This is a genomic window from Anabaena sp. FACHB-1391 (assembly GCF_014696755.1).
Lineage (GTDB): Bacteria > Cyanobacteriota > Cyanobacteriia > Cyanobacteriales > Nostocaceae > Dolichospermum > Dolichospermum planctonicum.
In genome coordinates this window covers 43,585-57,036 of record NZ_JACJQS010000032.1, presented here as the reverse complement: position 1 = coordinate 57,036, position 13,452 = coordinate 43,585, and the positions used below count along the sequence as shown (strand labels likewise).

Below are 13,452 nucleotides of genomic sequence, written 5' to 3'. Positions count from 1 at the left end.
GTCTATTTTGATGCTGATGCTTTGGGTTCTGGTTCACAGGTAGCATTAGCTCAACTTTCCCCTGGACTAAATCTCACTAACCAGGACTTTATTGTTAGTTGGGTGTAGTTTCTCAATATCTCCCAAAAACCATGTGGGGACGTTTCATGAAACGTCTCCATATTATAGATACAATATATAGAGCTTTAGTGCACTAACGAAAACTAAATTCTCAGAAATCCTTAGCTGCTTACTAACCCTACCTACCACCAAAAACTATCCTCATGTACCATAAGTTATCCTATTTGTCAATAGTACATTAGTTCTACTGATAAAAGTACATTATTTGCTCAATAATTTTTCCCCAATTTACTCTTTCAACCCACTGCTAATTTGTAAAGTTTTGTATTTTTTTTCAAAATATATCTCTGAAACGACTATCAATAAAGACTTTTGCAGATCATCTTTTGAGCAGGGTGCAAAATTGACAATAATACCCCAATTATGAAATTCTCAATAATTCTAGCAAATCGCCGCAAGTATTGCAAGCTCGTTGCTAAATAAAAATAATTCTCAATTAATTATTAAGAAAATCTAAACTTGAATTTTCCTAAGTTATGAATATTAAAAGTATTATTGATTTTATATAAGTTTTAATTATACTATACTGTGAAATTATATGATCACTTCCGTACCATTAGTCAATTATTTGCTAGAGTATGGAAAAGCATAAAAACCAAAAAATAACGAAAAATTACCAATTTTTATCATTTGCTAACTGACTGAGATAATCATCCATAATAGCTGGTAGTTCTTTTGGTGAATAGGTATAAGTTAAAAATAAAAATGTCATAGCTGTTGTTATAATTGGCTTTCTATCTAATATCTCCGATAATTGAGAACGGGTATATTTACCATTCATGATTTCTATACTAGCATCAGCGATCGCATCTTCAATTACTTCTTCCTCTATTAAATTTTCCCATTCATCATAATTGACATAATAGGATTTTTTATTTTCTTTCAAATTGATTTTTTGAATTTCTCTAATTGAATTACGAATAGAAGCCATCCAATAATTTGTCAATCGCTGTTCTATTTGATTTTTAATCAAGTGAATTAGTAAAATCTTTAAAAATGATTCTATATTTCTCAATATTGCCTGTTTACTCATTCCCTCTAATTCATCAATAATTGCTAAAGCATCGGCATAATTTCCTTGTAAAATGCTGTTTCTGAGGTCTATTAATTCCTGAGTCATTTTCGTTAACCTCCAGGATGATTCACATACTAATAATAACACAGCTTTTACAAAAAAGCATACTAGGGTAATTTTAAATTTAACTCTTGTAAAGTATTAGCATCTGCTTTAATTGTAATTGTATTAGGTTCAGCAGATTTACCATTGACTTTTAACTGATAACTTCCTTGTCGCAACTGTTCCAAATAGAAAACACCTGCATTATTCGTAATAGATATAACTGATGATTTGGAACTATTATCAATAGCTTCAACTTTAGCACCAGCAATAGGGTTTCCTTTGGAGTCCGTCAAAGTTCGACCCCTATCAGACCACTTGTAAAAGGAATCTGTGCTTATTTTCCTGTATAACTCAACAAGTTGCAATCAGATTATGGGAAGATATAACAGTAACAGTTTATCTATCCTGAATCTATGTCTAACTGTAAAACATCCTTTAGCTATCCCGCTCTTAGCAAAATTGATCAAACAGATAATTATAATTATTATGGAACTGTGGTTGCAGATCCTTATCGCACTTTAGAAAACCCAGATACACAAGAAACAAAAGCTTGGGTAGAAGCGCAAAATCAAGTTACCTTTACCTACTTAAACGAAATTCCCGCGAGGGAAGACATTAAACAGCGTCTTACCAAACTTTGGGATTATGAAAAATATGGAACACCATTTAAACAAAGTAATAATTACTTTTATTTCAAAAATGATGGACTGCAAAATCAAAGTGTTCTCTATACTCTCCCTACATTAGATGCACAACCAAGAGTATTACTTGATCTTAACAAACTTTCAGAAGATGGTACAGTTGACCTTTCAGGAATTTCTATTAGTGAAAATGGTCAACTTTTAAAATTTGCTGCCGCTTTGCAAGCTGCCCATAGTAGTAATGCACCTGTTTTGATTAGAATTGAAACTAAAGCCGGACATGGTGCGGGTAAACCAACGACAAAAATTATTGAAGAAGCAGCAGATAAATGGGGTTTTTTAGTCAGAGTTTTGGGAATTTATAATTCAATACCATCCAACTAAGAACTTATTATTCTCTTTTCTCTGTGTTCTCTGTGACTCTGTGGTTCGTTTTCAAAAAGAGTTTTGGGATTAACTGGATTGATTTATAAATTCCCTCGTAACAATTCAGGGAACAGGGAATAGATATTTTTCTGCTCCTTGTCTTCTGCTATAAATCTGCCACTTGTAATAAATCTAATCCTTGGGTAAAAATATCATCAATGGGTAACATTTCCCCCTCTTCAGTCATGAATTTATGGTCTTTTGTCGCGCGAATAATTGCCCCATTTTCTAATAAATATTCATAGACTTCTTGCTGTCCCCGATGATGCCATTGGGCAATAGGTTGAGTATAAAGTATGCCATTGCTATCAACTGTATACACCCGACACTCAATTTGTTTTTCCACAATTTCCCCAATCTCTAAAAAACCATATTCAACAGTTAAAATTTCTGTATCATAACTTAAACAATATTCCGCAAATTTTAACATATCCCCAAATAAATGTTCAGCAACTTGGGATTTTACACCATTTTTTGCAGAACCATCAATAAAATTTTGCTTTTGTTTCTCCATTTCCGATACTTTCTTTTTCCCCATAGCGCGACGGAGTAAATCAGCTTGTCCTAAACTATAACCAGCCATATCTTGAGCAATTTTCATAATTTGCTCTTGATAAACCATGATTCCATAGGTTTCATTTAATATCGGTTCTAAAATTTGAGTATCATATTCAATTTCTTCTCGTCCATGTTTCCGATTAATAAATTTAGGAATTAATCCGGCATCTAATGGTCCAGGACGATAAAGTGCAAGAATAGAAGAAATATCTTCAATATTAGAAGGTTTCAAATCTCGCACTATTTGTTTCATCCCTGAAGACTCTAATTGAAATATGCCTTCTAAATCACCTGCTTCTAATAGTGAATAAGCTTTAGTCACATCTTTTGGTAAGCTGGTATGTTCACCTTTAGCTAATATTTTTTGTGCCTTTCTTTCCTGTTTTGTGATTTCATCAGGATCAATACGATATCCTTGACTTTGTTCAATTAAATCAATGGTTTTTTGAATTAGGGTTAAGTTCCGTAAACCCAAAAAGTCCATTTTTAATAATCCCAAAGATTCCAAATCTTCCATGAAATATTGGGTAATTACAGAACCGTCATTATTGCGTTGTAAAGGAACAAGTTCATCTAATGGTTCTGCGGAAATAACCACACCAGCAGCATGAACACCGAAGGTTTTGTTAGTCCCTTCAATGCGCATGGCCATATCAATCCAGCGCCGCACAGTGGGATCATTATCATATTTGGCTTTAAATTCTGGTTCGGGGGTTTCATCGGAAATCATCACTTTCAATTTTGTAGGTTTACCCCGGACTACAGGAATCATTTTCGCCATTTTGTCAGATTCATTGTATGGAATATCTAACACTCTAGCGACATCTTTTAACACTGCTTTTGATGTCAGTCGGTTAAAAGTAATAATTTGGGCTACTCTCTCAACCCCATATTTTTCAGTGACATATTCAATTACCTGATCTCGTTTATCAATGCAGAAATCTGTATCAATATCCGGCATTGATTTACGTTCGGGATTGAGAAATCTTTCAAATAATAAACCATGATGTACCGGGTCAATATTCGTAATTCTCATAGCATAAGCTACTAAAGAACCTGCCGCAGAACCCCGTCCTGGACCAACGGGAATATTATTGTCTCTTGCAAATTTGATATAGTCCCAAACTACTAAAAAGTAGGTGGAAAATCCCATTTGCTGAATCATTTTTAATTCATATTCTAATCTTTCTTTATAGACTGGATCTACTTCGTTGCGAGATTTGCGATTTAATCTTTCTAAAAGTCCCAACCATGCAACCTCCTCTGCATAAGTATCTGCTGTATGTCCTGAAGGGATTGTGGGTGTGGGAATTTGTGGATCACCCATGATGTGATAAGGTTCAACTTTATCAGCAATTTCTTCTGTTGTGGCGATCGCTTCGGCAATGATATCATCGGCTAAATGGTCACGGAATAGCTGGTGCATTTCCTCAGATGATTTCAGGTATTCTGTGCCGCTATACCGCATTCTTTTATCTTCGCTAATGAGTTTACCGGTTTGAATACATAATAAGGCATCATGGGATTCTACATCAAAACAAGAGATAAAATGAGAGTCATTTGTGGCGATAAATTTAATGTTTAATTCCCTGGCAATCTTGACGATTTCTACATTCACAATCCTGTCTTCTTGAGAACCATGATCTTGAATTTCTAAATAAAAATCTTCACCAAATACTTCTTTATACCATTTGGCAATTTTCCTAGCTATATCTGGCCGATTACTCAGAATTGCTTGGGGAATTTCTCCCCCTAAACAAGCACTGGTGACTATTAACCCCTCCTTATATTGTTTCAGTAAATCCTTATTAATACAAGGACGGGAAAAAATGCCTTTACCTTGTACTCCTTGCAGGTGAGAAATGGTAGTTAATTTAACTAGATTTTTATACCCTTGAGTATTTTTTGCCAATACGACTTGATGATATTTAGGACGACGTTCTTGTTTGTCAATTTCACCATTAATGATATACATTTCGTTGCCAATGATTGGCTTAATCGTCTTACTGCGGCAGATTTTGATCAGTTCCACAGCCCCATACATGACACCATGATCTGTGAGGGCGATCGCTTTCATTCCTAATGCGATCGCTCGATCTACCAATTCTGGTAATTGACTAGCACCATCAAGCAAGCTGTAATCACTGTGAATATGTAAGGGAACAAAGGACATATTAGTATTTGGTAAAGTAAGGGGATTTTCAACTAACACTTTTTAGTTAATATTTTATGCCGGGAAGGGAGTAATTAACCAGGTATGTTATAATTTAACATCAATGTTGCGACTGTTATAGCTAATTTAATTTTAGGATATATAGTTTTGTAATTAGCCTGATAATAAGCATTTAATAAGCTACTTAGTATTTAATATGCAAATCCAAATCTTCAAAAACTCCTGTGGGGTGGGCAAGATGCCCACCCCCATTATATAAATTCAATTGAAAATACCTGAATTAAAAAAGGTATGATCACTTAAATTAATAAAATCCAAAATAATTTGGAGGATTTTAACTATTCTTTTGCTTATATGCTTTAAGCCAATTTAAAGACCTTTTAGCACCTAGCTTTTTCTGCATATCTTCTTGAGAAATATAAGGACGTTTACCCGAAATTAGCTTTGCATATCCATCTTTAACCCCTGGAATCTTCCTCAAATCAGAATTTTTATTATTGATAAATTCCAAGAAACCTGTCAAATCTTGAGGCTCAATCACTCTGTCATTTAGTTTTGACTGCAAAAAAGCTGGTTCTATAAATTTTTCTGCTTCTGGTTGTTTAGCTGCAATTATAAATACCCAAATTCGCTCTATTCCAGCAATAATAGCTGCCTCATAAATTGCTAACCCTGTTAATAAGTGATATTTGTCTTCCTCATCTGTTATAGAAACAAATGGAACAATCAAGTTGAAACCCGCTTCTTTTATGTTTTCAGCTATTTTATTAAGAGTCAATCTTGAAGTTCCCGAATTTTCTTGAGCTACCTGTATCTGATTTAATACAACAAGACTAGGTTGGCTTTCAATACCTTTATAAAGCTTTACCATTTTTTAAATTCCTATAGCACTTTCAATCTGATTTATTCTGGTAACTATCTCTTTGGTTAAGGCAGAGAATTGATGTGCTACCTCACCTGCTCCAGTATTATGTTCTGCATATAAAGAAAGGGGAGAACGTGCCTTAGATGCTTGTCCAACAGCAGTAGCTCGCTTGATTTCTGGTAAAATCGTCATACCCTGAAATGTTTGTTCTACTAATTGCTTAATAGTAGTATGAAGCTTGACATTTTTTTCAGTCATCATTGGAACAATACCAAGAATTACTCCCCTTTTTCCGTTTTCTTCTTGGACTTCCCTAGCTCTCCTGATAGGAGTTCTGATACCATAAACTGAAAGATATTCCATTTGGGATGGTATCACCACATATTGGGCTGCATATAACCCATTACTAGCAATAGTAGTCGCACTAGGGGGAGTGTCAATAACTACATAATCATAATCTTTAGCTATTCCAGATTGTCGCAGTGCTTTATCTAGACGCTTTTCACGAATTCCACCTAAGTTTGCAAGTGCAGCATCTACGGTTTTGTAACTACTGGGTAAGACATCAACTCTTCCATCACTAGTCTTACTTATAATCTGGTTCAGTGCTAAAGAAGAGTGGATATATTCTCTATACTTAAAATTTGGCAAGTCGTAGTCTTTCAAAAACTCTACAACTTCTTTTCTATCCTTGAAAGATTCTAAGATTTCTTCAAATTCTTCCAAACTAGAAGCATGATCAAATTCATCAGCTTTGTTGACTCCTAATGATAGACTGGCATTAGCTTGATCATCCAAGTCAATAACTAAAACTTTTTTACCTTGAGTTGCTAGTTCATAGGCGAGATTGACCACTAGCGTCGTTTTACCAACGCCCCCTTTTGATGTATGAATTGCAATAGTACGCATTTTAATTTTATCCAGGAAGCTTTTTAAAAAATATGCTACAGGTTGAATTTTTTTAGGGTCTTGTATAGTATGTGTACACATTAGATTTGGTGGCCATTCTGTGTACTCATATATCTCAACTGAAAAAGGATCAATTAATATCCCAAATCTTGTATTTGAATATTTGAGATATGTTTTTAATTGAGTACGAGCATCATCATCAATACGAGCTTTGGCTGACTTAACCTCAACTAAAAAATTGACATATCTACCCAAATCCTCAATTAAAAAATCAACTTCTTTGTCAGTTTCCCTTACAAAACCATTTGCAGTTATTTTTGGAACTTTTATTTTAAACTCTGGATACCAATGGGAATAGCTACTGCGGGGAGGTAAACCTGCCATACGTAGCATTTCTTCAACCAGATGTAGAGAGACATAAGCCTCATTGTTCCATTCTGAAGATAACTCAGCCATAATTAAACAAACATCATTTTTATATTAATACTATAGTAAGCTTAATGACAAGCTTTTTTGACACCACAAATCCTGAAATTTGCTGATAAAGCAAAAGGGCGGGCAAGATGCCCACCCCACAAGAGAGAGGATGTAATAATTGAGGTTATTCTGAGGTTTGCCACAAGTAAGGGTAATCTTCTGGTGTTGATGACAGTCCTGCTTCTACAGGATTTTGTCTGATATATTGCCAATATGCTTGAAACTCTTCTTCATTTCTGACAATTCTGTCATATCGCTCATCTTGCCAAATAGTTCCTATATGTTTCATCACCTTGGCAATCTGTTTAGCACTATAACCTTTAATACTACTCATAATGCTACTAAGAGACCAATACTCATTTTCTGATTTAAGTAAAGGCTGCATCAGTAAATGTACATGATCTATCATCACCACAAAGACAAATATCTTATATCTTTGATTATTAAAAAATAAACAACTATTCAAAACTATTTCCCTAGCTTCTGGGTTAAGTTCTAACTTTTCCCAAGTATTAAAAGTAATAAAATAACTTGCCCCATCTAACTCCCAATGAGGTAACATCCTATGGTAAATTTTTAACCTTGCTTCTTCCATAACAGAAAAATATTTTCTAGGTTTATTGTAGGATAGGCATCTTGCCTGCCCTATCTTTATATTTCCCATCCTCTAAACAGAAAATTACATTCTTTTTATTTTTTGTAGTTTATATACATCTCTTATAGTTTACACCTCTTGTGGGCTTCTTATAGTTTACACCTCTTGTGGGCTTCTTATAGTTTACACCTCTTGTGGGCTTCTTATAGTTTACACCTCTTGTGGGGTGGGCATCTTGCCCGCCCATTAAAAAAATCCTCTTGTGGGGTGGGCATCCTGCCCGCCCATTAAAAAAATCCTCTTGTGGGGTGGGCATCCTGCCCGCCCATTAAAAAAATCCCCCACCTTGCGGCAGGGAATTTTTTTGTTACTTACCTACAACCAGTAGTCAAGATCAACCGAACTTACCAGCAGTAGAAGCAATGAGGAACGCTGCATAGGTAACGATGTAGCCAACAGTGAAGTGAGCTAAACCAACCACACGAGCTTGAACAATAGACAGAGCAACTGGCTTATCCTTCCAGCGAACCAAGTTAGCTAAAGGAGTACGCTCGTGCGCCCAAACCAAAGTTTCAATTAACTCTTGCCAGTAACCTCTCCAAGAGATGAGGAACATGAAACCAGTAGCCCAGATGAGGTGTCCAAAAAGGAACATCCAAGCCCAAACAGACAAGTTATTCATGCCGTAGGGGTTGTAACCGTTAATCAACTGAGCAGAGTTAGCCCAGAGGTAATCACGGAACCAACCCATGAGGTAGGTAGAGTTTTCGTTGAACTGAGCAACGTTACCTTGCCAAATCCCTAGATGTTTCCAGTGCCAGTAGAAAGTTACCCAACCAATGGTGTTTAACATCCAGAACATAGACAGGTAGAAAGAGTCCCATGCGGAGATATCGCAAGTACCGCCACGGCCTGGACCATCGCAGGGGAACGCATAACCGAAGTCCTTTTTATCGGGCATCAGTTTAGAACCACGAGCATCCAAAGCACCCTTAACAAGTACCAAGGTGGTGGTGTGGATAGCCAAAGCGAAAGCGTGGTGAACCAAGAAGTCGCCAGGGCCAATGGTCAGGAACAAGGAATTTGTGCCTGAGTTGATGGCATCTAACCAGCCAGACAACCAAACGTTACCAGCATTGGGGTAAGCGGTGTAAGCAATACTGTCGGGGTTAGACAACAGTACATTCAAGCCATACAGAGCTTTACCTTGGGCAGCTTGGATGAATTGAGCAAATACTGGCTCAATCAAGATTTGTTTTTCAGGAGTACCGAAGGCCACAACTACGTCGTTGTGAACGTATAAGCCCAAGGTATGGAAGCCTAAGAAGAGAGATACCCAGCTAAGGTGGGAGATGATCGCTTCTTTGTGCTGTAACATCCGGTCAAGAACGTTACCTTTGTTTTGTTCGGGGTCGTAGTCACGAACCCAGAAGATTGCTGCGTGAGCAAAAGCACCAACCATCAAGAAACCAGCAATGTACTGGTGGTGGGTGTACAATGCTGCCTGTGTTGTGTAGTCCTTAGCGATGAACGCATAAGGAGGCAGAGCGTACATATGCTGCGCTACCAAGGAACAAATAGTTCCCAAAGATGCCAAAGCTAATGACAACTGGAAGTGCAGGGAGTTGTTGATGGTGTCGTAAAGACCTTGGTGAGGGAGGTTGAAAGGACCTTCGCTCTTTGTACCAGGTAATAAACCGGATTTGGAGTTAAGCATTTCTTTAATGCTGTGACCAATTCCGAAGTTAGTCCGGTACATATGACCAGCAATGATGAACAAAACTGCGATCGCCAAGTGGTGGTGAGCCATGTCAGTCAACCACAAGGATTCTGTTTGGGGGTGGAAACCGCCCAAGAAGGTGAGAATCGCAGTCCCAGCACCGGTGGAAGTACCAAATAAATGGCCAGCGGTGTCAGGGTTTTGAGCGTAAACGCTCCAGTTACCTGTGAAGAAAGGAGTTAAACCTGCTGGATGGGGAGCTACACTCAGGAAGTTATCCCAACCCACGTGAATACCACGGGATTCAGGAATAGCAACGTGAACCAAGTGACCAGTCCAAGCTAAGGAGCTAACACCGAACAAACCAGCGAGGTGGTGATTCAAACGGGGTTCAGCGCTCTTGAACCAAGAGAGGCTAGGACGAAACTTGGGTTGTAAATGTAACCAACCAGCAAATAGGAACAATGCCGCCAACAGGAGCAAACCAACGGAACCAGTGTATAGTTCGGCGTTTGTCCGCATCCCGATGGTGTACCACCAGTGGTAAACACCGGAGTAAGCAATGTTTACGGGATTGCTTGCACCCGCTTGGGTGAAAGCTTCAATTGCTGCCTCACCGAAGTGAGGGTCCCAAATTGCATGGGCAATGGGACGGACGTGCAGGGGATCTTTAATCCACTGTTCAAAGTTACCTTGCCAGGCCACGTGGAACAGGAGGCTGGATGCCCACAGGAAGATGATTGCCAAGTGACCGAAGTGCGTAGCGAAAATCTTTTGGTAAAGATTCTCTTCCGTCATGCCATCGTGGCTTTCAAAGTCATTGCCTGTAGCGATCGCATACCAAATCCGACGCGTAGTCGGGTCCTGTGCGAGATCCTGGCTAAATTTTGGAAATTTTGTTGCCATAGGTGTGATCTGTCCTCTGACCTTTAGCCATCAAGTGTCAGCAAAATTTTAGATTCTAGATTTTGGATTTTGGATTGAATCTAAAATCTTAGAATCCAAAACCCAAAATTCCACTGATTTTTATCCTACTGAAAGGATGTGTGCGTGGAAGAATGCCCAAGTGGTGGCGATTCCTCCTAATAGGTAGTGAGCCACACCTACAGCCCGACCTTGAGTGATGCTCAGTGCGCGAGGCTGAATTGTTGGGGCTACTTTCAGTTTATTGTGCGCCCAAACGATGGACTCAATTAGTTCTTGCCAGTAGCCACGACCGCTAAACAAGAACATTAAGCTGAACGCCCAAACAAAGTGAGCGCCTAAGAACATTAGTCCGTAAGCGGACAATTCTGTTCCGTAGGAGTTAATTACTTGTGTAGCTTGCGCCCACAAGAAGTCACGTAACCAACCGTTGATGGTGATAGCGCTTTCTGCAAAGTTGCCACCAGTAATGTGATTTACTGTGCCATCTGGGTCTACTGTTCCCCAGACATCAGATTGCATCTTCCAGCTAAAGTGGAAAATTACAATTGATAGGGAGTTATACATCCAGAACAGTCCCAGGAAGATATGATCCCAACCGGAAACTTGGCAAGTACCGCCACGACCTGGACCATCGCAAGGGAATCGGAAGCCTAAGTTCGCCTTGTCTGGAATCAGACGAGAACTGCGGGCGTACAATACACCTTTGAGCAAGATGAGAACAGTAACGTGAATGGTGAATGCGTGGATGTGGTGAACCATGAAGTCCGCTGTACCCAAAGTAATGGGCATCATAGCGATCTTATCGCCGATAGCCACAATTCCACCACCAAAAGCATGACTAACTACTTGGAGAGCGTTAGGTGCTGTGTTACCAGGAGCTAATGTGTGCAAGTTTTGCACCCACTGAGCAAATACTGGCTGTAATTGAATTGCGCTGTCGGAGAACATATCTTGGGGACGACCCAAAGCACGCATGGTGTCATTGTGAATGTACAAACCAAAGCTGTGGAAGCCTAAGAAAATACAAACCCAGTTAAGGTGAGAAATGATAGCGTCACGGTGACGAATCACGCGATCTAAAACGTTGTTTTGGTTAACAACAGGATCGTAATCCCGCACCATGAAGATGGCCGCGTGAGCCGCACCACCAACAATCAAGAAACCACCAATCCAAATATGGTGAGTGAAGATACACAATTGTGTTGCGTAGTCCGTCGCCAAGTAAGGATAGGGAGGCATCGCGTACATATGATGCGCGATGATGATTGTCAATGAACCCAAGAAAGCTAGGTTAGTAGCCAACTGAGCGTGCCAAGAAGTGGTGAGGTTTTCGTAAAGACCTTTGTGACCTTCGCCAGTGAAAGGACCTTTATGAGCTTCTAGAATATCTTTGATGCTATGACCGATACCCCAGTTGGTACGGTACATATGACCAGCAACGATGAACAGTACAGCGATCGCTAGGTGGTGATGAGAAATATCAGTCATCCACAAGCCGCCTGTAACTGGGTTTAAACCACCCTTAAATGTGAGGATATCAGCATAAACTCCCCAATTTAAAGTGAAGAAAGGAGTTAAACCACTAGCGAAACCAGGGTAAAGTTCTGCCATTTTTGCTGTATTAAACAGCAATTCATGAGGCAGAGGGATGTCCTTAGCTGCTACACCTGCATCTAACAGTTTGTTGATTGGTGCAGATACATGGATTAAGTGACCAGCCCATCCCAAAGAACCGCAGCCTAGCAACACTGATAAGTGATGATTCAGCATTGACTCCACATTCTGGAACCATTCCAGTTTAGGAGCGCGTTTGTGGTAGTGGAACCAGCCAGCAAATAAGAACAAGCCTGCTAATACCAAGCCGCCAATTGCAGTTACATATAGCTGGAAGGAGCTAGTGATACCCCAGCCACGCCATACTTGGAACAAGCCGGAGGTGGTTTGAATGCCGCGGAAACCGCCGCCCATATCACCGTTTAAAATGTCTTGTCCAACAATAGACCAAACTGTCTGAGCGCTGGGCTTGACTCCTAATGGATCAGCCAGCCAAGCTTCGTAGTTAGAGAACTTAGCGCCATGGAACAACATTCCGCTCAACCAGATTGCTACTACAGCCAAATGGCCGAAGTGAGCGGCGAATATCTTGCGGGAGATGTCTTCTAAATCGCTTGTATGTGTATCAAAATCATGGGCGAGGGCGTGGAGGTCCCAAATCCAGGTTGTGGTTTTTGGTCCTCTGCTTAAGGATCTCTCGAAATGCCCTGGCTTTGCCCATTTTTCAAATGAGGTAGGAACCGGGTCATTGTCAACGATCACTCTTGCTTTTTTTTCCTCTCGCTCCGGAGGACTAATCGTCATTCGACCTCCTCTCTATAAGGAATGGGGAATCATGAATACCACCTAGAATAACACAGTCGCTCTTTTCAGATTGCTCTGGTTTAGCGATGCGGTTGTCGTGTGGAAAAGAAAAGTTGTTTCTGTTGAATTATAGAGTCTGAACTTGCTCATTGTTATACACCTGTTAACAATAATTAAAAATAGCCAAATTTCTGGTCTCATCTACTTTACAAATTCATATATTGTCCAAATGTCAATAGACTCTTCATTTAATTTACAAATAACAACAATTTGTAAATTAAATGATTTATACTTAAAGCAGCTTAAAAACTTGCTATTCAAGGACTTTTGACCAAATTTGGCCGTCTAAAAGCAAATTCTTGTCCAGAAATTCAGTCAAAAAAATTACTTGTTTACCATTGTAATCAGAAAAAAGTCAGTAAATTTATAACTCTGGCCATAGATTTATGCTTTTACTCCATAGTCCATGAGTCATAATTTGCGTCACAATGATTGCGTTAATTGTTAAAAACTATTACAGGATCAAAACATGAACACTGGGTGGAGAAAATCTTTTCAGCGAA

Annotated in this window: 9 protein-coding genes; 1 reads left to right on the top strand and 8 read right to left on the bottom strand. The window is 39.0% G+C overall.

What is annotated here, in order from left to right; all coding sequences use genetic code 11:
• Positions 1 to 733: 733 nt before the first annotated feature.
• Together H6F62_RS15215 and H6F62_RS15210 are read right to left on the bottom strand one after the other, a co-directional pair.
• Entirely contained in the window at positions 734 to 1,240 is a 507-nt protein-coding gene (locus H6F62_RS15215) for a DUF29 family protein (RefSeq protein ID WP_190372402.1), read from the bottom strand.
• A gap of 62 nt (positions 1,241 to 1,302) precedes the next feature.
• A complete protein-coding gene (locus H6F62_RS15210; protein ID WP_190372401.1) occupies positions 1,303 to 1,533 on the bottom strand; it encodes a carboxypeptidase-like regulatory domain-containing protein in 231 nt (76 codons plus the stop codon).
• 120 nt (positions 1,534 to 1,653) lie between these two features.
• On the opposite strand from H6F62_RS15210, the gene H6F62_RS15205 reads away from it, so the two are divergent.
• Positions 1,654 to 2,265, top strand: coding sequence for a prolyl oligopeptidase family serine peptidase (locus H6F62_RS15205; RefSeq protein WP_190372400.1), 612 nt, complete (start codon positions 1,654 to 1,656; stop codon positions 2,263 to 2,265).
• A 148-nt stretch (positions 2,266 to 2,413) separates the two neighbouring features.
• Here H6F62_RS15205 and H6F62_RS15200 read toward each other — a convergent pair whose 3' ends face one another.
• The 6 genes from H6F62_RS15200 to psaA form a co-directional block, all read right to left on the bottom strand.
• A complete protein-coding gene (locus H6F62_RS15200) occupies positions 2,414 to 5,038 on the bottom strand; it encodes a DNA polymerase III subunit alpha (protein ID WP_190372399.1) in 2,625 nt (874 codons plus the stop codon).
• A 334-nt stretch (positions 5,039 to 5,372) separates the two neighbouring features.
• On the bottom strand, positions 5,373 to 5,909 hold the full coding sequence (locus H6F62_RS15195) for a hypothetical protein (protein WP_190372398.1): 537 nt from the start codon (positions 5,907 to 5,909) through the stop codon (positions 5,373 to 5,375).
• 3 nt (positions 5,910 to 5,912) lie between these two features.
• Positions 5,913 to 7,268 (bottom strand): ParA family protein, encoded by a 1,356-nt coding sequence (locus tag H6F62_RS15190; protein ID WP_190372397.1) that lies wholly within the window; start codon positions 7,266 to 7,268, stop codon positions 5,913 to 5,915.
• Between the two features lie 145 nt (positions 7,269 to 7,413).
• Positions 7,414 to 7,884 carry a transposase gene (locus H6F62_RS15185; RefSeq protein WP_190372396.1) on the bottom strand — a complete coding sequence of 157 codons (471 nt, stop codon included), beginning with the start codon at positions 7,882 to 7,884 and terminating at the stop codon, positions 7,414 to 7,416.
• A gap of 394 nt (positions 7,885 to 8,278) precedes the next feature.
• Positions 8,279 to 10,510 (bottom strand): photosystem I core protein PsaB, encoded by a 2,232-nt coding sequence (gene psaB / locus H6F62_RS15180; protein WP_137909329.1) that lies wholly within the window; start codon positions 10,508 to 10,510, stop codon positions 8,279 to 8,281.
• A gap of 120 nt (positions 10,511 to 10,630) precedes the next feature.
• A complete protein-coding gene (gene psaA, locus H6F62_RS15175) occupies positions 10,631 to 12,889 on the bottom strand; it encodes a photosystem I core protein PsaA (protein WP_137909330.1) in 2,259 nt (752 codons plus the stop codon).
• Between the last annotated feature and the right edge of the window lie 563 nt (positions 12,890 to 13,452).

Bases quoted from the DNA above. Each gene is read 5' to 3' on its own strand.
- H6F62_RS15195 (WP_190372398.1), bottom strand. From the start codon at position 5,909: ATGGTAAAGCTTTATAAAGGTATTGAAAGCCAACCTAGTCTTGTTGTA.
- H6F62_RS15185 (WP_190372396.1), bottom strand. From the start codon at position 7,884: ATGGAAGAAGCAAGGTTAAAAATTTACCATAGGATGTTACCTCATTGG.
- psaB (WP_137909329.1), bottom strand. From the start codon at position 10,510: ATGGCAACAAAATTTCCAAAATTTAGCCAGGATCTCGCACAGGACCCG.
- H6F62_RS15190 (WP_190372397.1), bottom strand. From the start codon at position 7,268: ATGGCTGAGTTATCTTCAGAATGGAACAATGAGGCTTATGTCTCTCTA.
- H6F62_RS15215 (WP_190372402.1), bottom strand. From the start codon at position 1,240: ATGACTCAGGAATTAATAGACCTCAGAAACAGCATTTTACAAGGAAAT.
- H6F62_RS15205 (WP_190372400.1), top strand. From the start codon at position 1,654: ATGTCTAACTGTAAAACATCCTTTAGCTATCCCGCTCTTAGCAAAATT.
- psaA (WP_137909330.1), bottom strand. From the start codon at position 12,889: ATGACGATTAGTCCTCCGGAGCGAGAGGAAAAAAAAGCAAGAGTGATC.
- H6F62_RS15200 (WP_190372399.1), bottom strand. From the start codon at position 5,038: ATGTCCTTTGTTCCCTTACATATTCACAGTGATTACAGCTTGCTTGAT.